At 60.1% G+C, this 21,329-nt stretch carries 23 protein-coding genes; 12 read left to right on the top strand and 11 right to left on the bottom strand.

Annotated features, from left to right (window positions below):
• Window positions 1-108: 108 nt before the first annotated feature.
• Window positions 109-732, top strand: a complete 624-nt coding sequence (locus AB7M32_RS24040) for a hypothetical protein (protein WP_454251598.1) — start codon at window positions 109-111, stop codon at window positions 730-732.
• A gap of 292 nt (window positions 733-1,024) precedes the next feature.
• Here AB7M32_RS24040 and AB7M32_RS24035 read toward each other — a convergent pair whose 3' ends face one another.
• The 3 genes from AB7M32_RS24035 to AB7M32_RS24025 form a co-directional block, all read right to left on the bottom strand.
• Window positions 1,025-1,765: a Fic/DOC family protein gene (locus AB7M32_RS24035; protein WP_454251597.1), complete on the bottom strand. Its 741-nt coding sequence runs from the start codon at window positions 1,763-1,765 to the stop codon at window positions 1,025-1,027.
• On the bottom strand, window positions 1,762-2,022 hold the full coding sequence (locus AB7M32_RS24030; RefSeq protein ID WP_454251596.1) for a hypothetical protein: 261 nt from the start codon (window positions 2,020-2,022) through the stop codon (window positions 1,762-1,764). The genes AB7M32_RS24035 and AB7M32_RS24030 overlap by 4 nt, the downstream gene beginning before the upstream one ends.
• Before the next feature lie 191 nt (window positions 2,023-2,213).
• Window positions 2,214-2,492 (bottom strand): short-chain dehydrogenase, encoded by a 279-nt coding sequence (locus tag AB7M32_RS24025; protein WP_186709697.1) that lies wholly within the window; start codon window positions 2,490-2,492, stop codon window positions 2,214-2,216.
• 567 nt (window positions 2,493-3,059) lie between these two features.
• On the opposite strand from AB7M32_RS24025, the gene AB7M32_RS24020 reads away from it, so the two are divergent.
• The 7 genes from AB7M32_RS24020 to AB7M32_RS23990 all read left to right on the top strand — a co-directional run bounded on the left by AB7M32_RS24020 (window position 3,060) and on the right by AB7M32_RS23990 (window position 8,307).
• On the top strand, window positions 3,060-5,249 hold the full coding sequence (locus AB7M32_RS24020) for a response regulator (RefSeq protein ID WP_454251595.1): 2,190 nt from the start codon (window positions 3,060-3,062) through the stop codon (window positions 5,247-5,249).
• A gap of 90 nt (window positions 5,250-5,339) precedes the next feature.
• Window positions 5,340-5,591: a hypothetical protein gene (locus tag AB7M32_RS24015; RefSeq protein WP_454251594.1), complete on the top strand. Its 252-nt coding sequence runs from the start codon at window positions 5,340-5,342 to the stop codon at window positions 5,589-5,591.
• Between the two features lie 353 nt (window positions 5,592-5,944).
• A complete protein-coding gene (locus tag AB7M32_RS24010; RefSeq protein WP_072406201.1) occupies window positions 5,945-6,361 on the top strand; it encodes a glycine zipper domain-containing protein in 417 nt (138 codons plus the stop codon).
• A 152-nt stretch (window positions 6,362-6,513) separates the two neighbouring features.
• Entirely contained in the window at window positions 6,514-6,687 is a 174-nt protein-coding gene (locus AB7M32_RS24005; RefSeq protein WP_170842313.1) for a hypothetical protein, read from the top strand.
• Between the two features lie 69 nt (window positions 6,688-6,756).
• Window positions 6,757-6,960: a hypothetical protein gene (locus AB7M32_RS24000; RefSeq protein WP_454251593.1), complete on the top strand. Its 204-nt coding sequence runs from the start codon at window positions 6,757-6,759 to the stop codon at window positions 6,958-6,960.
• 88 nt (window positions 6,961-7,048) lie between these two features.
• A complete protein-coding gene (locus tag AB7M32_RS23995; RefSeq protein ID WP_072406197.1) occupies window positions 7,049-7,423 on the top strand; it encodes a hypothetical protein in 375 nt (124 codons plus the stop codon).
• A 188-nt stretch (window positions 7,424-7,611) separates the two neighbouring features.
• Window positions 7,612-8,307: an HAD-IA family hydrolase gene (locus tag AB7M32_RS23990; RefSeq protein ID WP_072406195.1), complete on the top strand. Its 696-nt coding sequence runs from the start codon at window positions 7,612-7,614 to the stop codon at window positions 8,305-8,307.
• A gap of 62 nt (window positions 8,308-8,369) precedes the next feature.
• Here the strand turns inward: AB7M32_RS23990 and AB7M32_RS23985 are convergent, their stop codons facing one another.
• Window positions 8,370-9,116 (bottom strand): 3-oxoacyl-ACP reductase family protein, encoded by a 747-nt coding sequence (locus AB7M32_RS23985; RefSeq protein ID WP_072406193.1) that lies wholly within the window; start codon window positions 9,114-9,116, stop codon window positions 8,370-8,372.
• Between the two features lie 125 nt (window positions 9,117-9,241).
• On the opposite strand from AB7M32_RS23985, the gene AB7M32_RS23980 reads away from it, so the two are divergent.
• Window positions 9,242-10,165: a LysR family transcriptional regulator gene (locus AB7M32_RS23980; RefSeq protein WP_454251592.1), complete on the top strand. Its 924-nt coding sequence runs from the start codon at window positions 9,242-9,244 to the stop codon at window positions 10,163-10,165.
• 146 nt (window positions 10,166-10,311) lie between these two features.
• On the opposite strand, the gene AB7M32_RS23975 is transcribed toward AB7M32_RS23980, so the two are convergent.
• The 3 genes from AB7M32_RS23975 to AB7M32_RS23965 all read right to left on the bottom strand — a co-directional run bounded on the left by AB7M32_RS23975 (window position 10,312) and on the right by AB7M32_RS23965 (window position 13,823).
• Window positions 10,312-11,040 carry an aspartate/glutamate racemase family protein gene (locus AB7M32_RS23975; RefSeq protein WP_060741345.1) on the bottom strand — a complete coding sequence of 243 codons (729 nt, stop codon included), beginning with the start codon at window positions 11,038-11,040 and terminating at the stop codon, window positions 10,312-10,314.
• A gap of 58 nt (window positions 11,041-11,098) precedes the next feature.
• Window positions 11,099-12,628, bottom strand: a complete 1,530-nt coding sequence (locus AB7M32_RS23970) for an NCS1 family nucleobase:cation symporter-1 (RefSeq protein WP_454251591.1) — start codon at window positions 12,626-12,628, stop codon at window positions 11,099-11,101.
• 451 nt (window positions 12,629-13,079) lie between these two features.
• Window positions 13,080-13,823: a phosphoadenylyl-sulfate reductase gene (locus tag AB7M32_RS23965; RefSeq protein ID WP_013693959.1), complete on the bottom strand. Its 744-nt coding sequence runs from the start codon at window positions 13,821-13,823 to the stop codon at window positions 13,080-13,082.
• 174 nt (window positions 13,824-13,997) lie between these two features.
• On the opposite strand from AB7M32_RS23965, the gene thrH reads away from it, so the two are divergent.
• Entirely contained in the window at window positions 13,998-14,615 is a 618-nt protein-coding gene (thrH, locus tag AB7M32_RS23960; protein ID WP_103310891.1) for a bifunctional phosphoserine phosphatase/homoserine phosphotransferase ThrH, read from the top strand.
• Window positions 14,616-14,741: 126 nt separating this feature from the next.
• Here thrH and pabB read toward each other — a convergent pair whose 3' ends face one another.
• From pabB to rloA, 4 genes are all read right to left on the bottom strand, one after another.
• On the bottom strand, window positions 14,742-16,085 hold the full coding sequence (gene pabB / locus AB7M32_RS23955; RefSeq protein WP_454251590.1) for an aminodeoxychorismate synthase component I: 1,344 nt from the start codon (window positions 16,083-16,085) through the stop codon (window positions 14,742-14,744).
• A gap of 280 nt (window positions 16,086-16,365) precedes the next feature.
• A complete protein-coding gene (locus AB7M32_RS23950; protein ID WP_454251589.1) occupies window positions 16,366-17,352 on the bottom strand; it encodes an alpha-L-glutamate ligase-like protein in 987 nt (328 codons plus the stop codon).
• A complete protein-coding gene (gene rloB / locus AB7M32_RS23945; RefSeq protein ID WP_060741350.1) occupies window positions 17,352-18,884 on the bottom strand; it encodes an osmotic stress tolerance membrane protein RloB in 1,533 nt (510 codons plus the stop codon). The genes AB7M32_RS23950 and rloB overlap by 1 nt, the downstream gene beginning before the upstream one ends.
• 5 nt (window positions 18,885-18,889) lie before the next feature.
• Window positions 18,890-19,426 (bottom strand): retropepsin-like aspartic peptidase RloA, encoded by a 537-nt coding sequence (gene rloA, locus AB7M32_RS23940; RefSeq protein ID WP_053186065.1) that lies wholly within the window; start codon window positions 19,424-19,426, stop codon window positions 18,890-18,892.
• Between the two features lie 282 nt (window positions 19,427-19,708).
• Between rloA and AB7M32_RS23935 the strand changes: the two genes are divergently transcribed.
• Together AB7M32_RS23935 and prpB are read left to right on the top strand one after the other, a co-directional pair.
• Window positions 19,709-20,419, top strand: coding sequence for a GntR family transcriptional regulator (locus AB7M32_RS23935; protein ID WP_454251588.1), 711 nt, complete (start codon window positions 19,709-19,711; stop codon window positions 20,417-20,419).
• On the top strand, window positions 20,416-21,300 hold the full coding sequence (gene prpB, locus AB7M32_RS23930; RefSeq protein ID WP_030137801.1) for a methylisocitrate lyase: 885 nt from the start codon (window positions 20,416-20,418) through the stop codon (window positions 21,298-21,300). Before AB7M32_RS23935 ends, prpB begins: the two co-directional genes overlap by 4 nt.
• Window positions 21,301-21,329: the final 29 nt, after the last annotated feature.

Raw genomic sequence — 21,329 nt, 5'->3', positions numbered from 1 at the left:
GTAAACCAAAGTGGGACCACCCGACACTGGAAAACGGAGGCGACAGAGACAATCCCGGAATGTTTTGCAATGATCATCCAACCACCATCCAAGAAAAGGACTTCACCGATGAAGCGTTTGCTCGCCTGCACCCTCCTGACACTGGCCGTCGTCGGTTACGCCAAGGCCGATCAGAGCACTTTCGAAGAAACGAACTCGTGCTCGGAAGACATCGATTGCCAAGGCGATTTCATCTGCAAAAACGGCCAATGCGACAGCCCTCAACTCCAGCGAAGCCCTGTTGCAAAAACCACCGCCAAGACTCAAGCCGCACCTCCCGCGCCGCCGGGCGTTGCCTATCAACCGCTGCCCGTCAATACCGAGCGTGCCGGACCTTTCACGACTCAGACTGAGGCGATGGCAACTGCGCTGAATTATCAATCGCGGACGGGTGTGATGAACGTCATGGAATCCGTTGTCGAGCAGGCCGAGTACACCGGTTATGTGACGATTGAAAAGGCTTACACGTTTGGTCCGAGCAAGTATGTGCTGGTGGTTTCCACGGGGGAGGGCGGCAATGCTTGCCCGGCGTCGACCTATGTATTCAGTTTCGACACCCAGGCCGAGCGTGTTGATGGCAAGCGTGAAGTGGAGGGGTGTTCTGAGTTGGTCGAGGCCATGGCGGAAGGGAACAAGCTCATGGTCAAGAAGGAGGGCGCTGCGACTGTTGTTTATAACGGGATTGTCGAATAGTTCAGGTCGACGATGCACCCGTGGCGAGGGAGCTTGCTCCCGCTTGAGTGCTCTACGAATTCACGCGGCTCGCGTAAAACTTGCTCCAAAATTGTGGATCTCGAGCCGCTTTTCTGGCGTAGAAAGGGACTGATGAGTAAGCCTCTTTTAAACGTTGCGAGCCCTGCGCCCGCCTTTCGGCTTCTTGGATACTCAAGGCTCCACTTTGCCAGATTGCCATCCAGAAGCTGTCCGCTTGCAATGTCGTGGAAGGTTTTACCTCAAGCATTTTGTACTTCCGGCACGTAGAAGGTTAAGGGTCGAGGGGCTTTACCCTGTGTGTCTTATAAATTTGCTGGACTTCTGGGTTGTCCAGGCTCTCGTACGTGATGTCTTCTTTGTCCAGGCCATCTAGGCCTCGGATGCCACTGATCGTTTCCGGCCACTCATCACGGCTGGATATGGTTACTCTGAATGGTTTCAGGTAGTTGTCGAGATGCCCTTGGCCAGGCTCGCGGATCTCATCGCTGAGCGCTCGTAGGTAATCGTCTTTGTTTGTTTTTGACCAGTCGATAGCGAACTTGGCCCGATAACAGAGCTCCATGAAGACTAAAAGAATCGTGCGTCCATTGCCGTCAAGAAAGGGGTGTGCGAAAGCCAGTTGACCCATCACCTCGCCAGGATGCTCTCTGAAGTATTTCTTATCAGCCGCCAGTTCAAGTGCATAGTCGACAGACCTCTTGATGAGTTCCGGGCGCTCGAAAGCTGTACTGCGGGGATCGTTATGAGAACCTTTGAAGACCGCCAGGTGAGGTACAAGCTCGTTTCGATCTTTCCCCGCCCAAGGATAAAAGCCCGAAAATAAAATTTTGTGAACTTCGAGCACTGTCTGGAGGGTAATGGGTTTCCTTTTAGCCAGACAAGCAAGAGCATCTTCGATACTTGCCTCGAAGGAAAGATGCTCAGATTCTTTTACTTCAATAGGATCTTTAAGTTGTAATGAGTTTCGGAGATACCCTGCGGTTTCGAAATCACCGAACGGATCAAAACTCATGCGCTACGTTTCTTGGCGCGTCTTTTCTCCTGCAGGTACTCGCCTTGGAGCGTCAGGATCTGCGACTTGCTCAGGACGCCTTTTCTCTTGAGATTGACGAGCAGCTGTTCGATGCCATCCAGCTCGACGACATCCCCAGCCAAACGAGTGATGGTCGCAGCCATACGGCTCATACCGTCAAGTTCAGCAGTGACATTGTGGGCTTTAGCAAGCTTTTGGACCTGAGTCGCAACGCTAGCAGTAGCTGTTTGGGTCATTGGAAAGTCCTCTACTTACGACCAAACCATAGCATGGGGCTGTTTTTCTGTCTCCACGGGCTATGGGTAAAAACATCCGTGATGTGCTGTATGAGCAGTGCTCTGGCGTTTCAAGAAAACGATGAGCCGTGGCGAGGGAGCAAGCTCCCTCGCCACAGGTTGTCGGTTGCAGGCTTATTTGGCGGGCAGGTTTATAACGTGGAACCTGCCGGTGCCGCATCCAATCGTCGTGCAATCACATCCATCACGTCACACCCATCACGCAGCGGGATGCAGCAAAGCTGTGCCAGATCTTGCAAGGTCGCGGGATCGATGGTCAGTTCATCACGCATCGCCAGGTTCTCCAGGAATTGGGTGGCGGCACGGATTCGATAGGCGGCTGAGTCGAGCAGGATGTGTAGCGGGGCGGTGGTATCGACGTAGAGGGGTTGGTCGTCGGCGTTGCTGGTAAGGCCCATGTATCGGTTCATATCAATTCCTTGTGTCATGAATGAACTGCCACACTTTGTCGCCAAACAAAGGGTGACAGCTGTACGCAGGTTGGCGAACCGGTGACACAAGGAGCCGGCAGACCCGAAGGTCTCCCGCGCACAGCTGCCATAAAGCAGTTTCTGTGAGCACGAGTGTGCTTCTACCACAGCAGAAAGCACTGTTGCACTTGTGTCAATCGAGTCGCCAAACCCGGCCACCATTTGGGCGACGCCAAAACTATAGACGTCACCGCAAAAAATACGCAAGGGATTGATAGCGAAGGGGTTTCCCAATCATATGTAGGACGTTGCCATCGTCCTAAGCATCCGAGCTGTATGTCTTACAACTTGGCAGTCTCTTCACCTACATCAAGCCCATTCCCAACGATATGTAAGACATTTCTGTAGCCTAACCCCCGATTTCCGCCCTTCACCCCCCATTTGCCCCCCGACGCCTCCCACAATCCAATCGCGCATTCCCACCCGTCGCGGGATAATACGGCCCTGCCTGGGGTCACAAGCGTTTCCCCCCTCGTTGGTATTGGCGTCTCAGAAGGATCGAACGCAATGACAGATTGGCTTCAGAGCTCTGGAGAAATGGCTGAACGGGTTCGGCGCCATCCTTGGGGAGACACGCCGCTCGGGCCGCCTTCGCAGTGGCCTGATGTGTTGAAAACCACGGTGGCGCTGAGCCTCGCCTCGCATTTTCCCCAGGCCATTGTGTGGGGACCGGACCTGATCACGTTGTACAACGATGCGTTCCTGACCATCCTCGGCAACAAGCCTGAGGCGTTGGGGCGGCGGTTCGATGAGGTGTGGCGGGAGGTCTGGAACGATATCGGGCCGATCGTGCGGGCGGCCTTCGATGGGCAAGCCACTTATATAGAGAACTTCCCCCTGGTCATCGAGCGCGGCGGCGGTCCTGAGCAGGCTTATTTCACATTCTGCTATAGCCCCATCCGTGATCAGTTCGGCACAGTGGTGGGCATGTTGGATACGGTCACCGAAACCACGTCCACGGTGTTCATGACTCAGCGGCTGGCAGTGCTGGATGCTATCGGCAATGCCGTGGCCAACGCCACGGACCCGCAGGCCATCATGGCAGCCACCACGCGGATTCTGGCGGCGCACTTGAACCTGTCCAATTGTGCCTATGCGGACATGGATGAGGACGAGGACGGCTTCACCATTCGCGGCGATTGGGCCAGGGCCGGTTCGCCCCATATCCTCGGGCATTATCGGCTGGCTGATTTTGGGCGGCTGGCCGTCGCCAACCTGCGGGCTGGCAAGCCGCTGGTGATCAACGATAACCTCAAGGAACTGGCGCCGGAGGAGGCGGCAACGTTCCAGGCCATTGGTATCGCGGCCACCATTTGCGTGCCGTTGATCAAGGGCGGGCGCTTGACCGCGCTGATGGCCATTCACGACAAAACGCCGCGGGTCTGGTCATCCAACGATCTGGCGCTGCTGATGGAAGTCACCGAGCGCTCCTGGGCCCACATCGAGCGCGCCCGTGCCGATGCTGCCGTGCGCGAGGGTTTGGCGGCCCTGGCTGAATTGAACGCGACGCTGGAGGAGCGGGTCGAGGAACGCACCACGCGCTTGAAACAGACCGAAGCGGCGCTGCGCCAGTCGCAGAAACTCGAAGCCATTGGCCAGCTCACCGGCGGCGTGGCCCATGATTTCAACAACCTGCTGACGATCATCCGTTCTTCGGTGGACTTCCTGCGCATGCCCAACTTGTCCGAAGAGCGCCGGCAACGCTACATGACGGCGGTGTCCGAAACTGTGGAGCGCGCTTCCAAGTTGACCAGCCAGTTGCTCGCGTTTGCCCGGCGCCAGCCGTTGAAGCCAGAAGTCATCGATGTGGGCAAGCAAGTACAGAGCCTGGGGGACATGCTGCAAACCGTCACCGGAGCGCGGATCCAGGTCAACGTCGAGTTGTGTGATCGGCCCTGTTACATCCGTGCGGACCTGAGCCAGTTCGAGACGGCGTTGATCAACATGGCCCTCAATGCCCGGGATGCCATGAACGGCCAGGGCACGCTGTGGCTTCGGCTCAGTTGCGGCGGTGGCATACCGCCGATCCGTGGTCATGCCGGGGCCGGGCAGTCCTTTGCCGCCATTGCCTTGGCTGACACCGGTACCGGTATTGATTCGCAAGTGCTCGAGCACATCTTCGAACCCTTCTTCACCACCAAGGAAGTGGGCAAGGGCACGGGGCTGGGCTTGTCCCAGGTGTTCGGTTTTGCCAAACAGTCCGGTGGCAACGTCGATGTTTCGACCGTGGTGGGCGAGGGCACGGTGTTCACGTTGTACCTTCCGGAAGTGGCGCCCGAGCAAAACCACGAGCCGGTCAAGGAAGAGGTCACGCACCTGGTGCTGGAAAAGGGCAAGCGCCGGGTGTTGATCGTGGAAGACAACTTGGAGGTGGGGCGTTTTGCCAACCAGATCCTCCAGGACCTGGGCTACGAAACCGCTTGGGCGACCAATGCCGAAGAAGCGCTGGAAATGGTCGGGCCGGATGCGATGGCATTCGACGCGGTATTTTCTGACGTGGTGATGCCAGGCATCGGTGGTATCGCCTTGGCCCGGGAACTGCGCCAGCGTCGCCCGGATCTGCCAGTGGTGCTCACTTCCGGCTATAGCGAAGAGTTGGCCCACAGTGGTCATGAAGGCTTTGAGTTCTTGTCCAAACCCTATTCGGCCGACCAGGTTTCCCGGGTATTGAACCGGACGATGCTGGGCGCTGAATGAGTGTTTCCTTTTTGAAACAGCGAGTTCCACTCGTCGGCGAAGAGGCTTGTTGAATAAACAGTCTGTTGATGACCGACTAGTCTCATTGTCGTGAAGGTCGATATTGTCAGGCAACCGATTGTTGTCGGTATGGACCTCAATGAAAGGGGAAAGACAATGGGAGCATCGTACAGCGAGGAGCTCGGAGCCGCGTATCCGATCAATGAAGGATTGCAATGTGGTCAGTCGACCTACCATGCCGACTTTGGCGACGAGCCGATCAAGTCCATCAGGACGAAGGTGGCCAAAGTGCAGCGAGGGGAGAAGGCCAAGTTCTTGCCCAGGGTTCCGGTCAAGAAGTGACAGGCTCCCAACGGGCTGCGATCTTTCTCCTGTCGATTGAATCCAAAGCGAACGATAAAAGATCGCAGCCTTCGGCAGCTCCTACGGGGAGCATTCCGGTCTTTGCGTAAATATTTTTCATCTTTTCTCAACCGGCGGTTTCTTTCACGTTTCTTTCACAAGCAGGTACGTACTCTCAGCTCATCCGTTAGAAAGCAGTACCTGCCCGTTTCCCCAGCGGGCTTTTTTTTGCCTGTCATAAAATAATCCACCGTTTCGTTGTCCAACCGTCATGGCTGATGTTGTTTGGCGTACACTCGCGCCCGCGCGCACTGGCCATTTCTCCCCGATGCGGCATTCTTGAGGTTTCTATCATGCGTTTGACTTTGTCCACCTTGGTATTGGGGTTGGTGGTTGCCCAGGGCGCGATGGCGGCCGGCGACGGTACCGCTGCAGTAGGCGGTGGTCTGGGCGGTGTGTTGGGCAACGTGGTCGGCCAGCAGATGGGCGGCAGCACAGGCGCCGCGATCGGCGCGGGTGTCGGCGGCGCAGCCGGCAGCGCCGTGGGGGCGCGCAAGGGCAGCCGCACGGAAGCCGCCATCGGCGGTGGCCTGGGGTCGGCAGGTGGTTCGATCGTCGGTAACCGTCTGGGCGGCTCCACCGGCTCCACCATCGGCGCTGGCGTCGGCGGCGCGGCGGGCGGCGCGTTGGGCAGCAACCTGTCCAATGATAACGACGGTCACTCCGGCGGCAAGAAGCACAAGCATAAGCACAAGAGAAATCATCGTTAAGCGGATGCTTGAATGAAAAGACCCGGCCTTTGTGCCGGGTTTTTTATTGACCTGCCATTCCCGTGAACAGGGCTTCCCTGAACATTTCTCCGGAACGATTGCCGCCCCCCCACCTCAAATTCATACATCCATCAGCGATTGCGAGGTGTGCCATGACGCCGGAAACCGAAGGCAAGGAAGAAAAAGGCCCGACGGGCGTGCCCTTCATCAATGATCCGGGCCCCAACGACCCGGGCAACGAAGACCCCGGTTCCCTGATGGATGATGCCCAAGTGCCCTTGCTCGACGATGAGGACGCTGAACTTGAGGACGAATCCTACGAGTGAAGGCGCTCAAACTGAACGCCCGCGTACTTTAGGCTGCAGGACAGGTGCGTGCACCTGTCAGGAGATTCTATGACTGCCGATTCCCCCGTTCCCAATGACGAAGAAACCCCGGAGTACCCGCTGCCATCGCCTACCAACCCGTTGAGCCGCGACCAGCTCCCGCCCGATGATGAGACGGGCGTCGAGCAGGTGCCCAGCGACGACGAGGACGTTGAAGCGACTCCGGATGATCCAGACATCGCCGGTGACGACGCCTCTGGCACGCCGAGCTGATCGACGAGCCCGCTTGTCGATTCAGTGGCACCATCGCCCCGCCACGGGTGCCAGACATCAGGTAAGTATCTTGAAAAGGAGACTCACCATGATGAAATCCAACATGACAGCGCTGACACTCGCCGGAATTCTTTCCGTCAGTTCATTGGCCGCTTTCGCACAATCTTCGAGCGGTACGCCCCCCGTGGACAAGGGCGGAATGCCACCTTCCTCGGAAATGGAAGCCGGCTCCAATTCCGGTCCCAGCGCTAACGCCTTGCCTCCGGGCTCTGTAGGCGGCGGGAATGGCGGCGATGCCAGTGGCAGCAGCACCAGCCCTGGCACGGGCAGCGGTTCGATGAGTGGCGGCAGCACGATGGGCGGTGCCGATGCGGGCGGTGGGACCAACGGCGGAACCGGTACCAGTGACAGCGGTGGCAGCTCCGGCGGTAGTGGTTCGGGCTCGGGTGGCTCCGGCCAGTAACCTCCCATCACCAACCTACATTAGTGGCGAGGGAGCAAGCTCCCTCTCCACAGACGCTCATCCTCAGATTTCCCATTGCCGGTTCCAAGCCCCCTTCGTTATCCTGCTGAATCCTTTAAGGCGAACACGCTACCCTGGCCGCACCTGAGCCATCCCTGGAATGTTGTGTTGATAACGGATCAGATGCGATGAATGCACCGCTGAAAGAGTTTGGCCCGATCAAGGCTGTGATTTTCGACATGGATGGGCTGTTGCTGGACACCGAGGGGATCTACACCGAGGTTACCTCCATTATCGCCGAGCGCTACGGGCGCACGTTCGATTGGAGCGTCAAGCAGAACATCATCGGGCGCGGGGCCACGGACCTGGCCAATTACGTCGTCCAGGCCCTGGAGTTGCCGATCACCCCCCAGGAATTCCTGGTCATCCGCGAGCCCTTGATGCGCGAGCGTTTTCCTCACGCCCTGGGTATGCCCGGCGCCGAGGAACTGGTGCGGCATCTCAAAGCCCATAACGTTCCGATCGCGGTGGGTACCAGTTCATCGAGTGCCACGTTCGAACTCAAAACCACCTTGCACCGGGACTGGTTCGCGCTGTTCGATTGCATCGTGACGGCCGATGATCCTGAAGTCGGCGCGGCGAAACCGGCGCCGGATATCTTTCTTACCGCCGCCCGGCGCCTGGGTGTCGAGCCGCGCGATTGCCTGGTTTTCGAGGATTCGCCGTTCGGCGTGACAGCCGCGAAGGCCGCCGGCATGACCGCCATTGCCATTCCGGATTCGGCCATGGCGGACGAAAAATACGCCCATGCTGACGGGATCATCCGCTCCTTGAAAATGTTCCAGCCAAGCCTTTGCGGTTTGCCGGAATTGGAGTGGGCCTGACAGCAAAGGGCTGCTGCGCAGCCCTTCGGGAGTAAGCTCCCTCGCCACAATGATCGGCTCGATCAGGCGCCGAAACCACCGTCGATGGTCAGGCTGGCGCCGGTGATATAACCGGCTTCCGGCCCTGCCAGGTAGGCGACGAAACTGGCGATTTCATCGACATTGCCGTAGCGCCCCACGGCCATCAGGGACAACAGGCTGGAGGCGAAGTCGCTGTCGGCCGGGTTCATGTCGGTGTCCACCGGGCCGGGCTGTACGTTGTTGACGGTGATGCCGCGTGGGCCGAGGTCGCGGGCCAGGCCTTTGGTCAGGCCCACCAGCGCGGATTTGCTCATGGCGTAGGTCGCGCCGCCGACGAAGGGCATGCGGTCGGCGTTGGTGCTGCCGATGTTGATGACCCGGCCACCTTCGACCATGTGCCGCGCTGCCGCCTGGGTGGCGACAAACACGCTGCGCACGTTGACGGCCAGGGTCTGGTCGAAATCTTCGAGCTTGAATTCATCCAGCGGCCCCATGGCCAGCACGCCCGCGTTATTGACCAGGATGTCCAGCCGCCCAAAAGCTTCGACGGTGGCGGCGACGGCGTTACGGACGGCATCGGCGTCGGCGCTGTCCGCCTTGATTGCCAAGGCCTTGCCGCCCGCTGCGGTGATGCTGTTCTGCAGTTCTTCGGATTTTGCGCCAGAGCTGACGTAAGTGAAGGCCACGGCGGCGCCTTCTGCAGCAAGGCGTTTGACGATGGCGGCGCCGATGCCGCGAGAACCGCCCTGGATCAAGGCGACTTTACCGTTCAGTGCTTGGGTACTCATGATGTTCTCCAAAAAGTGCCGGGGCGAGATGCCGCGGTGATGGAGCGAGTATCAAGAAGACGTCATGGGCTGTGTAGACCGTCATTGCTATAGTCTGTCTAAACCAAAAGTTTAGAGTGAGGCCCATGGAGACCTTCAACAGTATCGAATGCTTTGTGCGCAGCGCCGAAGTCGGCAGCTTTGCCGAAGCGGCGCGCCGTTTGAGCGTGACCCCGGCGGCGGTGGGTAAAAGCGTCGCCAAGCTGGAGGCGCGGATGGGAGTGCGCCTGTTCCAGCGCAGCACCCGCAGCCTGAGGCTGACCGAAGCCGGCCAATTGTTTCTGGAGGAAGTCGGCAGCAGTTTCAACACCATCCAGAACGCCGTCGCCAACCTGGCCAGCGCCGGCGGGCAACCGGCGGGAACGCTGAAGGTGAGCATGGGCACGGCGTTCGGTCGATTGTATGTCGTGCCATTGCTAGGAGAGTTTTTGCGGCGCTACCCGGCGATCAACCCGGATTGGCATTTCGATAACCGCCAGGTAGACCTGATCGGCCAGGGGTTCGATGCCGCCATCGGCGGTGGTTTCGAGCTGCCCCAGGGCGTGGTGGCGCGCAAGTTGGCGGTGGCCCATCGGGTGCTGGTTGCATCCTCGGACTATCTGAACACCCACGCCGCATTGGTGGAGCCGGAAGATCTGGCACAGCACCAGGGCATCCTGATTCGCTCGCCACAAACCGGCCGCGTGCGTTCCTGGCAACTGACCAGCCGAACCCAGCAACACAGCCCGCTCATGCTCAAGACCCGCATGACCATGAGCGATTCGGAAGCCGACTGTGCGGCCGCGGCCCAAGGGCTGGGCATCGGGCTGGTAAGCATGCCGGTGGCCGTGCCCTATCTGGAGTCCGGCGCGCTGCAACGAGTGTTGCCGGACTGGTACGTCGATGACGGCAATATCTCCATTTACTACGCCGAGCATAAGTTGCTGCCGGGCAAGACCCGGGCGTTCGTGGATTTCATCATCGAACAGTTTGCCGAGCAGGGGTTGGCGCGGCGGTTCAGTGCGGTTTGAGTTGGGCGCTGGACCGCGTTGGCCTCAATCGCGAGCAAGCTCGCTCCCACAGTTGGTGGGGATGATCAGCAGTCTAGTGAACACCACAAACCCTGTGGGAGCGAGCTTGCTCGCGATTCAAGGCATCTCGGTCCAAGCCTGTGAACTCACCGCCCAAATCGCCCCGGCCAGCCAATGATGGTCTTGGGCCGAGGCGTGGCGTAGGTGCGCACTTTCGAGGTCGACAACCCCAGCCGTACCAGCGACTCGGCAATGGTCACCGCCGCCGTCACGCCATCGACCACCGGCACCCCGGTGCGTTGGCGGATCTGCTCATCGAGCCCGGCCATGCCGCCGCAGCCCAGGCAAATCACTTCGGCCTTGTCCTGGCTGACCGCCAGTTCGGCCTGGCGCACGATGGCCTCGACCGCCCGTTGCGGGTCTTGCTCCAGTTCCAGTACCGCCAGGCCGCTGGCCCGTACCGAGGCGCAGCGGTCAAACAGGCCGGACAGCTTGAGTCGGTCTTCGATCAGCGGCACCGTGCGGTCCAGGGTGGTGACCACCGAATAAGCGTGACCGAGGAACATGGCCGTACTGGCGCCGGCATCGGTGATATCCACCACCGGCACGTTCAGCAGTTCTTGCAGACCTTCGCGGCCATGCTCGCCGTAGCCGGCCTGGATCACCGCGTCGAACGGCTGGTCGTAGGACATCACCCGGTCCATCACTGCAATGGCCGCCAGGTAGCTTTCAAAATTGCCCTCGATGGAATCGGCACCGAAATGCGGCGTGAGCCCGACGATCTCGGTGCCCGGCGCAGCCACGGCCTGGGCCTGGCGGGCGATGGCCTGGGTAATGGATTCGGTGGTGTTGACGTTGACCACGAGAATTCGCATGAGCTGTCCTCCTTGATGCATGAAAGTAAGCGGCCCGTACCGGTCGGGCCGTGACGGATCAATGATGAACGTTATCCACAGCGATGGATTCGCCGCTGACGTCCTCGTAATACGGTTCGCGCTTGGCGATGATCAGGTACAGCAGCCCTGCAATCGAAGCGCCAATCAGCCAGGAAAACGGTGAAACGGCGTCAAAACCGGGTACCAGGGCCAGGATAATCGCGATCAGCGCGGCCGGAATGAACGCCGCCACCGCACGCAGGTTGACCCCATTGCTGTAGAAATACGCACCGTTCGGGTCCTCGCTGTACAGTTGCGGCACGTTGATGCGGCCTTTTCGCAGCAGCCAGTAGTCGACCATGATCACCCCGTACAGCGGCCCGAGCAGGGCGCCGAGGCCCGACAGGAAATACACGATCACCAGCGGGCTGTTGTAGAGGTTCCACGGCAGGATCAGCACGGCAATGGCAGCGCTGATCAGCCCGGCGCGGCGGAAGGTCAGGTATTTGGGCGCCAGGTTGCTGAGCACGAACGCCGGGGCGACGAAGTTGGCCATGATGTTCACCGCCACGGTGACGATCAGGAAGGCCAGGCAGCCCAGCACCAGAAGGAACGTGTTGGGGATCGAGGCGACGACCTGGGTCGGGCTTTCGATGATTTGTCCGTTGATCTGGAACTGCGCACCGCAGAGCAGGATGGTGATCCCGGCAAACACCAGGATGTTTACCGGCAGGCCCCAGAAATTGCCGACGATGATGGTTCGGCGGCACGGCGAGGAGCGGGCGAAGTCGCAGAAATTGAGGATCAAGGTGCCGTAGATCGACAGCCACAGCGCGCCGCCGGCAAAGATATTGCGCCACATTTCGCCACCGGTCAGCGGCTCGCGGATCGACCAGGCAATGGTGGCGCCGGCCTGGGTGTACATCCAACCGGCCAGGGCCGCGACGGTCACCAGGATCACCGGACCGGCGAAGCCTTCATAACGGCGTACCGTCTCCATGCCGTAGGCCAGGATCACCAGTTGCACGAACCAGATCGCCACGAAACACACCCAACCCAGGCTCGACAGGCCCAGGATCGAGTCGCGGTCGTAGTCGGCGAAGCCCGGGTGGATCGCCACCAGCAACACGCGGAACACCACCGACGCCAGGTAGGTCTGGATCCCGAACCAGGCAATCGCAATGACCGCCCTGATCAACGCAGGAACCTGCGCGCCGTGGATCCCGAAGCTGATCCGGCTGATCACCGGGAACGGCACCCCGGTTTTCTGACCCATGTAGCCGGACAGGTTCATGAAGCCATACACCAGTGCCGCGCCTATCCCCAGGGACAGCAAGATCTGCCAGCCACCCAGCCCCAGGGCATAGAGGCCGATGGCGAAGGAGTAATTGGCGATGTTGTGCACGTCGTTGGTCCACAGGGCAAAGATGCTGTAGCGGCCCCAGCGGCGACCTTCGGCCTTGGTCGGCGCCAGGTCCTTGTTGTGCAGCCGCGGGCTCAGGGCCAGGGAGGCTGCGGCCTTGTCATCGAGGGCAGTGGTGGAGGAGGGCAGATCCAGCGCGATGTTATTGGAGAGACTTGTACGCATTCCGGCAGGCTCCTGATTCTCGGCGCTGCGATGACTGTGCATGAGCGCGGGGCTCGACAAATCTTCGTCGCGGCGGGCGAGCATCATTGGTTACGGGGCATCTGCAGCCTGTACGGGATAGGGCGCTTCAGGCTTGCGGATCTAAAGTGTGTGTATGTTTTATAGATGTTGTATACAAAACACTTGTCGACTCAAGCCAGATTTATGCCACTTGTGGATCTATCCAACGTAGCGCTAATTTCGTTTCGTTATTGTCTTTGAATAACTAGCTGAAATACGGAGATTTAAAGCTGACCGTTTAAACAGGTATTTATTTTTGGGCGAACGCCAGTGAGGGAAGGAAACCAGGTGGGAGGGGGAATTGGGTGTAACCTTTCGGGGCAGTAACGACATAAGTGCACACAAAAATGCCACTTGAAGTGACATTTTTGTGTACAGGGCGGTGGGCGCTTTAGACGGTCTTGGATTTGGCGATGATGTTTCCGGCGTGCAGCCCGCATTCTTTCTGCGTAGCTTCTTCCCACCACCAGCGACCTTCGCGTTCGTGCTGGTTCGGCAGTACCGGGCGGGTGCAGGGTTCGCAGCCGATGCTGATGAAGCCGCGTTCATGCAGGCTGTTGTAGGGCAGTTCGAGCATGCGGATGTAACCCCAGACTTCTTCGCTGGTCATCTGCGACAGCGGGTTGAACTTGTACAGGGTGCGCTCCGGGGTGGAAAACGCCGTGTCGATTTCCAACACGGCCACCTGACTGCGGGTGCCGGGGCTCTGGTCGCGGCGCTGGCCGGTGGCCCAGGCGCGGACATCGGTCAACTTGCGGCGCAGCGGTTCGATCTTGCGGATGCCGCAGCACTCGCCGTGACCGTCCTTGTAGAAGCTGAACAGGCCTTTTTCCTTCACGAAGGGTTCAAGTTTCGTGTAGTCCGGCGAGACCAGTTCGATGTCGATTTTGTAGTGCTCGCGCACCTGATCGATGAAGCGATAGGTCTCCGGGTGCAGGCGACCTGTGTCGAGGCTGAACACCTTGACGTTCTTGTTCAGTTTCCAGGCCATGTCCACCAGCACCACGTCCTCGGCGCCACTGAACGATATCCACAGCTCGTCGCCGAATTCGGCGAAGGCCAGCTTGAGGATGTCCTGGGGGGACTTGTTGGCATAGGTCGTGGCGAGTTCCACGACGTCGAACGATGGGCTCATCAGGGCGGTTTCCTACAGGTCGGTGGCGCTGGGCGCTCTATATGGGGCTGATGGTAACAAAAGCTGTCGGGGCTGGCGCGCTCCTGTGCGTTGCGCGGGCTCTGGCGAATGGCTAGAGTCGGCAAGCCTTTTATTCGCTCAACCGATAAACATCAGAAAAAATGGGAGTGTCTTGTGGAAATTGCCTGTCTCGACCTGGAAGGTGTGCTGGTCCCGGAGATCTGGATCGCCTTCGCCGAAAAAACCGGGATTGAATCCCTCAGGGCAACCACTCGGGACATTCCCGACTACGACGTGCTGATGAAGCAACGGTTGCGCATCCTTGATGAGCATGGCCTCAAGCTCTCCGACATCCAGGAAGTCATCGCCACCCTCCAGCCGCTGGACGGCGCCATCGAATTCGTCGACTGGCTGCGCGAGCGCTTCCAGGTGGTGATTCTTTCCGACACGTTCTACGAATTTTCCCAACCGTTGATGCGCCAGCTGGGCTTCCCGACTTTGCTCTGCCATCGCTTGATTACCGATGACAGCGGGCGGGTGACGGGGTACCAGTTGCGTCAGAAAGATCCCAAGCGCCAGTCGGTTCTGGCTTTCAAGAGCCTGTACTACCGAGTGATTGCGGCGGGCGATTCCTATAACGACACCACGATGCTGGGCGAAGCCGACGCCGGAATTCTGTTCCATGCGCCGGAGAACGTGATCCGTGAATTCCCGCAATTCCCGGCGGTGCACACGTTTGCCGAGTTGAAGCAGGAATTCCTCAAGGCTTCGAACCGCCATCTCAGCCTGTAAGTAAAAAACCTGTGGGAGCGAGCTTGCTCGCGATAGCGGTGTGTCAGTCGTCTGAAATGCTGCTGACCCAACGCAATCGCGAGCAAGCTCGCTCCCACAAGGGTTTGTGTGTAGTTCGCGATAGGGTTAGAGGTTCTGCAAGGTTTCCAGCAACACCCGAACCTTGGTAATCGACTCCTGATACTCGGCCTCCCAGTCCGAATCCGCGACAATCCCGCCGCCGCCCCAGCAGCACACCTGCCCATCCTTGACCAGCAAGCTGCGGATGGCGATGGAGCTGTCCATTTCCCCGCGCACGTCCAGGTACAGCAGCGAGCCGCAATACAGCCCGCGCCGGGTCGGTTCGAGTTCGTCGATGATTTGCATGGCGCGGATTTTCGGCGCGCCGGTGATCGAGCCGCCGGGGAAGCTGCCGGCGATCAGGTCCAGGGCGTCCTTGTCGTCGGCCAGTTCGCCGGTCACGCTGCTGACCAGGTGATGCACGTTCGGGTAGCTTTCCAGGCTGAACAACTCCGGCACCCGCACCGAGCCGATACGGCAGGTGCGGCCCAGGTCGTTGCGCAGCAGGTCGACGATCATCAGGTTTTCCGCCCGGTCCTTGGGGCTGGCCAGCAGCTCGGTGGCGTGGGCCGCGTCTTCCTCGGGCGTTGTGCCGCGGGGACGGGTGCCCTTGATCGGCCGGGTTTCCACGTGGCCTTCGCTGACCCTGACAAAGCGTTCGGGCGACAGGCTCAGCACCGCGCCACCCTCTGGCAGGCTCTGGAAGCCGGAGAACGGCGTCGGGCAAGCGGCCCGCAACGCCTGATAGGCGACCCAGGCATCGCCTTCGCACGGGGCACGGAAGCGTTGGGCAAAGTTGACCTGATAGCAGTCGCCGGCCTGGATATACGCCTGGATACGTTCGAACGCCTGTCGGTAGGCTTCGGCACTGAGGTCCGGTGTCATCGGTCCTTCAAGGCTGAACGAGGGAATGGCGGCGGTGGTCGGTTGGCTGAACAGCGCGATCAGGCGTTGGCGTTCGTCTTCGTCACAATGGGGATGGAACACCAGTTGGCTGGTGCCCGCCTGGTGATCGCTGATCAAAGCCCAGTCGTACACGCCAAAACGCGCGTCGGGCAGTTGCAGGTCGTCCTGGGCATGGGACGGCAGGGTTTCGAGGTGTCGGCCGAAGTCGTAGCTCAAGTAGCCGATCAGGCCGCCGGCGAAGGGCAACTGCACCGTGGCCGGCAGCACCGCGTCGCCCAGTTGCGTCAGCTGAATGCGCAGGCGTTGCAGGAAATCGCTGCCGCTCTCGTTCGGCAACACCGCCAATTGTGCCAGGGGCCAGGCGCTGAGCAGGTCGTAACGCCCACGCTCGGCACTCGGCCGGCCACTGTCGAGCAGCACGCTGCCCGGGGCATGACGGATCGCCGCGAAATACTCGGCGGGATTGGTGCGGTAGGGCAGCGGGTATACGGAGCAGGTTGGCATGGGCGGGGCGGATCAGCCGTTCAGGCGGGGGAGCGATTGTAATCCCCTGTAGGATTTGCTCCTAGGGGGATGTCGGAGATGAGCAAGTATGGGGGCTATCGAAGATATTTGGGTGTGAACACCTTGTGGCGAGGGAGCTTGCTCCCGCTGGGTTGCGCAGCAACCCCAGGCAGTTGAACGCGGTCAACCTGATGCACCGCGGTGCTCGGTTTTGAGGGGCGCTTCGCACCCCAGCGGGAGCAAGCTCTCTCGCCACAGAAGCAAACTTCAAACCTCAGTCTCAGCCCTCAACCGGCGGAATATGCCCAAACAGCTCCTGGGCAAACGCCACGCGTTCTTCCGCGGTTTCGATAACGCCTCGGGCCTGGAGTTCTTCCAGGCGGGCTTCCACCGCGTGGGTGCGCAGGGTCAGACCGCAGTCGTTGGCGATCTGGATGTTCAGGCCCGGTCGGGCATTCAGTTCCAGGATCAACGGCCCTTTCTCCTGGTCCAGCACCATGTCGACGCCGATGTAGCCCAGCCCGCACAGTTCATAGCAACCGGCGGCCAGTTTCATGAAACCGTCCCAGTAGGGCAGTTGCACGCCGTCCACCGCGTTGGTGGTGTCGGGGTGTTTGGTGATGATGTTGTTCAGCCAGGTGCCGCGCAGGGTCAGGCCCGTGGCGAGGTCGACGCCCACGCCGATGGCGCCCTGGTGCAGGTTGGCCTTGCCACCGGACTGACGGGTTGGCAGCCGCAGCATGGCCATCACCGGATAGCCCATCAGCACGATGATGCGGATGTCCGGCACGCCCTCGTAGCTGATGCTCTTGAAGATCTGGTCCGGCGTCACGCGGTACTCGATCAGCGCCCGGTCACGGTGCCCGCCCAAGGAATACAGGCCAGTGAGGATGCTGGAGACATGGTGCTCGATTTCCTCATGGCTGATGATCTTGCCGGACACGGTGCGGTAGCGGCCTTCGAAGCGGTCGGCGATGACGATGATGCCGTCGCCGCCCGCGCCCTGGGCCGGCTTGATCACGAAGTCGGTGCGCCCGCCGATGATGTCGTCGAGCTTGTCGATTTCTTTCTCGGTGGAGATCACCCCGTACAGCTCCGGCACATGGATGCCGGCGGCCACGGCCCGCTCCTTGGTGATGATCTTGTCATCGACGATGGGGTACAGGCTGCGCTTGTTGTACTTGAGCACATAGTCGGCGTTACGCCGATTGATGCCCATGATGCCCCGGGCTTCCAGGGCCTTCCAGGTCTTCCAGAAGCCGAACATCAGGAGTCTGCCTTGAGGAAGGCCTTGAACCGCACCAACTCGGTCAGGCGGTAGCCGCGATAACGTCCCATGGCCAGCATGAAGCCCACCAGGATCAGCAGGATCGCCGGGAAGGTGAACACGAAGTACACCAGTTCCGGCACGCTCATGATCAGGTGCGCCAGGGACGCGGCGAACAAGGTGCCGATGGCGACTTTCATCGCGTGGCCGGCGCCGCGTTCTTCCCAGGTGATGGACAGGCGTTCGATGGTCATGGTCAGGATCACCATCGGGAACAGCGCCACCGACAAGCCGCGCTCCAGGCCCAGCTTGTGGCTGAACAGGCTGATGGCGGCGATCAGCACCACCACGAACGTCAGCACCACCGAGAGTCTTGGCAACATCTGCAGCTTGAGGTGCTCCAGGTACGAACGCAGCGACAGGCCCAGCGTGGTGATCACCGTGAACAGGATGATGCCGAAGCCCAACTGGGTTTCACGGAAGGCCAGGGCGATCAGCACCGGGGTGAAGGTCCCGAGGGTTTGCAGGCCGATCAGGTTGCGCAGTATCAGGATCACCAGCACGCCGATCGGGATCATCACCATGATCATGAAGGTTTGCTGGGTTTGCAGCGGCAAGCCGTAGAGCGAGTATTCGAGGAAGTTGGCGTCGGTGTTCTCGTCCGTCAGCTTGGCCAGGCGAATGGCGTTCATTTCGCTGTTGTTCATGCTGAAGGTGACGGTGGCTTTCTTGCCGCCATCGACGGTGATCAGGTTTTCATCGCCGGTCCACCACAGCAGGCGGTCGGTGGGCAGGCCTTGTTCGCCGGAGTCCGGGTTGAAGTACAGCCAGTCGGTGCCGTTGAAGCTGCGCAGCCACAGCTCGGGTGTCTGCGGCTGGTCGGCCACCAGGCGGATGGTGTGGACCTTTTCCACTGGCACGTGGGCGATGGACAGCACCAATTCGACGATGCGCGCCTTGTTGGCCGAGGAAGGATCACCGGCCAGCAACAGCTTGACGTTGTCGTCGTTGAGGTTGTTGACCCGCTTGATCGCTTCGCTGATGAACGTCTCGACGTCGGCCGAGTGCTGGCGGATCGGCGCAAGCAGGGCTTCGGCGGCCAGTTTCTCCGGGCCTTCGACGGCGATGCTGTCGCGGAAGGTCGGGCCCTTGACCTTGGTTTTCTCGGCGCTGTAGCGCTTGGTCAGCACCAGGCGGTAATAAAGAGTCTGGTTGCCCTTGGCGCGACGGGCTGACCACGTCACCTTGCGGTTACCGTCGACCCGGTTCACCGCCACGCCGTAATTATTGGAAATGAAACTCTCGTTGAGGCTCACGTAGTCGCGGCTCAGGGGCGGCACGAACATCTGGATCTTCACCGGATCCTTGGCGTTGGGCACGAATTCGACCTTGGCGTCGATGTTCCACAAATCGTCGGTGGCGTCTTCGGTGACCGGGATGCCGAGCACGAAAATCTGATAGGCCGTCACCGACAGGCCCAGCACCACCAGGATGGCGATCAGCATTTTCAGATGGAGGGTAAGGGAGCGCATTGGAATTACTCTGCGGTTTGAGCGGCATTGGCGCAGGCGGGTTTGCCGGCAGCGTATTTAAGACTGGGGTCGACCAGCGCGTCGAAGCGCTTGAGCGCCTCGGAACCGATCAGCAACGGGTATTGGAAGGCGCTGCGGTCGGTCAGGTTCACTTCGATGCTGCGCAGGGCCGAGCCCATGCAGATGTCCAGTTCGATGACCGGCCGGGCCGTGTATTTCTTGCCTTCTTCCGGGTCGTAGTCACCGGCGCGGCGCTTGATCTTGCTGACCCGGGCCAGCGGACGTTCGATGGGGTGCGAGTGGGCTGCGTCGATGGCCAGGTAAAAACGTACCCAGGATTCGCCATTGCGCTTGAAGCGCTTGATGTCCCGAGCGCTGAGGGATGCGGTCTTGGCGCCGGTGTCGAGCTTGGCGGCGACCTCCAGGTCGATGCCCTGCAAGGCGGCATATTCGTTGAGGCCGTACACGGTTTTTTCACCCGCCACGGCAAGCCCCGGCAGGCACATGAAATAGAAAGCGGCAGATAAGGGCTTGAGTGTCATAGATCCTGGTGCGCAGCGTTCCGTTTATCGGTTCAGGCCCTGGCATTACTGCACAAGCTCCCTAGGCAGCCTTTCTCTATAAAAGGAGAGCGGCGAATAACCGCGGCATTCTAGCACGGTGGTTTTCTGACGCCACCGCTGGCCGGAGGCTACGAGTCTTCATGCAATAGGGTTCTCTCCAAGGTGTTTATTAGACGATTGTCGACAATGTTGATTTTTGTTTTGACGTAAAGGTCGTTGTTGGTTAGTTTTTGCCATATTGATATTCAAGGTGTCGACAATATGCTCGATCAGCTCGAAACCCCGGTGATGGTCCAGGACGACTCGGAGACCCTGTCCGAGAACGTCTTCCGGCGTATCCAGGCCGCCATCGTCAAGGGCGAGATCGCCCCCGGCAGCAAGATCTCCGAGCCCGAGCTGGCTCGCACCTACGGCATCAGCCGCGGGCCGCTGCGCGAGGCCATTCACCGCCTGGAAGGCCAGCGCCTGCTGGTGCGCATTCCTCACGTCGGGGCCCGGGTGGTGTCGCTGAGCCACGCCGAGCTGCTGGAACTCTACGAAATCCGTGAATCCCTCGAAGGCATGGCCTGCCGTCTGGCGGCCGAACGCATGACCCTGGAAGAAATCGACGAACTGCGTCGGGTCCTGGAAACCCACGAGCGCGATGCGGCGTTCCAGGCCGGTGTCGGCTATTACCAGCAGGAAGGCGATTTCGACTTTCATTACCGGATCATCCAGGGCAGCGGCAACCGCACCCTGACGCAGATGCTGTGCGGCGAGCTGTACCAACTGGTGCGCATGTACCGGATCCAGTTCTCCACCACGCCCAACCGTCCGCGCCAGGCCTTTGCCGAGCACCATCGGATTCTCGACGCCATCGCCGACCGTGACGGCGAACTGGCTGAATTATTGATGCGCCGGCACATCGGCGCCTCCAAACGCAATATCGCGCGTCATTTCCAGGACAGCGCCACTGAACGAGGTGAGTCATGAGCAACAGCACTCCAGGCCAGCGTTTCCGCGATGCGGTCGCCAGCGAGCATCCGCTGCAAGTGGTGGGCACGATCAACGCCAACCATGCGCTGCTGGCCAAGCGCGCCGGTTTCAAGGCGATCTACCTGTCGGGCGGCGGCGTGGCGGCCGGTTCCCTCGGCGTGCCGGACCTGGGCATCACCGGCCTGGATGACGTGCTGACCGATGTGCGCCGCATCACCGATGTGTGCGACCTGCCGCTGCTGGTGGATGTGGACACCGGCTTCGGTTCCTCGGCGTTCAACGTAGCCCGTACGGTCAAGTCGATGATCAAGTTCGGCGCCGCGGCGATTCATATCGAAGACCAGGTCGGCGCCAAGCGTTGCGGCCATCGTCCGAACAAGGAAATCGTCTCCCAGCAAGAGATGGTCGACCGCATCAAGGCCGCCGTCGATGCCCGTACCGACGACAGTTTCGTGATCATGGCCCGTACCGATGCCTTGGCGGTGGAAGGCTTGGAATCGGCCCTGGACCGCGCCGCCGCGTGCATCGAGGCCGGTGCCGACATGATTTTCCCCGAAGCCATCACCGAGCTTGAGATGTACAAGCTGTTCGCCAGCCGTGTGAAAGCGCCGATCCTGGCCAACATCACCGAATTCGGCGCGACCCCGCTGTACACCACCGAGCAGCTGGCCGGTGCCGACGTGTCCCTGGTGCTGTACCCGCTGTCGGCTTTCCGGGCCATGAACAAGGCGGCCGAGAACGTCTATACCGCGATCCGCCGCGACGGCACGCAACAGAACGTCATCGACACCATGCAGACTCGCATGGAGCTTTACGATCGCATCGACTACCACACCTTCGAGCAGAAGCTCGATGCGTTGTTCGCGGCGAAGAAGTAAGGCGCGACTCCCCTACAAATTCAAGAAAA

It is taken from the genome of Pseudomonas sp. R151218B TE3479 (assembly GCF_053629195.1).
The sequence above is the reverse complement of the archived record's forward strand: the minus strand, read 5'-3'. Positions and strand labels throughout refer to the sequence as shown.

What these genes read in the sequence shown, in the direction of transcription:
- AB7M32_RS24040 (WP_454251598.1), top strand. Translation starts at nt 109, where the DNA reads ATGAAGCGTTTGCTCGCCTGCACCCTCCTGACACTGGCCGTCGTCGGT.
- AB7M32_RS24035 (WP_454251597.1), bottom strand. Translation starts at nt 1,765, where the DNA reads ATGAGTTTTGATCCGTTCGGTGATTTCGAAACCGCAGGGTATCTCCGA.
- AB7M32_RS24030 (WP_454251596.1), bottom strand. Translation starts at nt 2,022, where the DNA reads ATGACCCAAACAGCTACTGCTAGCGTTGCGACTCAGGTCCAAAAGCTT.
- AB7M32_RS24025 (WP_186709697.1), bottom strand. Translation starts at nt 2,492, where the DNA reads ATGAACCGATACATGGGCCTTACCAGCAACGCCGACGACCAACCCCTC.
- AB7M32_RS24020 (WP_454251595.1), top strand. Translation starts at nt 3,060, where the DNA reads ATGACAGATTGGCTTCAGAGCTCTGGAGAAATGGCTGAACGGGTTCGG.
- AB7M32_RS24010 (WP_072406201.1), top strand. Translation starts at nt 5,945, where the DNA reads ATGCGTTTGACTTTGTCCACCTTGGTATTGGGGTTGGTGGTTGCCCAG.
- AB7M32_RS24005 (WP_170842313.1), top strand. Translation starts at nt 6,514, where the DNA reads ATGACGCCGGAAACCGAAGGCAAGGAAGAAAAAGGCCCGACGGGCGTG.
- AB7M32_RS24000 (WP_454251593.1), top strand. Translation starts at nt 6,757, where the DNA reads ATGACTGCCGATTCCCCCGTTCCCAATGACGAAGAAACCCCGGAGTAC.
- AB7M32_RS23995 (WP_072406197.1), top strand. Translation starts at nt 7,049, where the DNA reads ATGATGAAATCCAACATGACAGCGCTGACACTCGCCGGAATTCTTTCC.
- AB7M32_RS23990 (WP_072406195.1), top strand. Translation starts at nt 7,612, where the DNA reads ATGAATGCACCGCTGAAAGAGTTTGGCCCGATCAAGGCTGTGATTTTC.
- AB7M32_RS23985 (WP_072406193.1), bottom strand. Translation starts at nt 9,116, where the DNA reads ATGAGTACCCAAGCACTGAACGGTAAAGTCGCCTTGATCCAGGGCGGT.
- AB7M32_RS23980 (WP_454251592.1), top strand. Translation starts at nt 9,242, where the DNA reads ATGGAGACCTTCAACAGTATCGAATGCTTTGTGCGCAGCGCCGAAGTC.
- AB7M32_RS23975 (WP_060741345.1), bottom strand. Translation starts at nt 11,040, where the DNA reads ATGCGAATTCTCGTGGTCAACGTCAACACCACCGAATCCATTACCCAG.
- AB7M32_RS23970 (WP_454251591.1), bottom strand. Translation starts at nt 12,628, where the DNA reads ATGCGTACAAGTCTCTCCAATAACATCGCGCTGGATCTGCCCTCCTCC.
- AB7M32_RS23965 (WP_013693959.1), bottom strand. Translation starts at nt 13,823, where the DNA reads ATGAGCCCATCGTTCGACGTCGTGGAACTCGCCACGACCTATGCCAAC.
- pabB (WP_454251590.1), bottom strand. Translation starts at nt 16,085, where the DNA reads ATGCCAACCTGCTCCGTATACCCGCTGCCCTACCGCACCAATCCCGCC.
- AB7M32_RS23950 (WP_454251589.1), bottom strand. Translation starts at nt 17,352, where the DNA reads ATGTTCGGCTTCTGGAAGACCTGGAAGGCCCTGGAAGCCCGGGGCATC.
- rloB (WP_060741350.1), bottom strand. Translation starts at nt 18,884, where the DNA reads ATGCGCTCCCTTACCCTCCATCTGAAAATGCTGATCGCCATCCTGGTG.
- rloA (WP_053186065.1), bottom strand. Translation starts at nt 19,426, where the DNA reads ATGACACTCAAGCCCTTATCTGCCGCTTTCTATTTCATGTGCCTGCCG.
- AB7M32_RS23935 (WP_454251588.1), top strand. Translation starts at nt 19,709, where the DNA reads ATGCTCGATCAGCTCGAAACCCCGGTGATGGTCCAGGACGACTCGGAG.
- prpB (WP_030137801.1), top strand. Translation starts at nt 20,416, where the DNA reads ATGAGCAACAGCACTCCAGGCCAGCGTTTCCGCGATGCGGTCGCCAGC.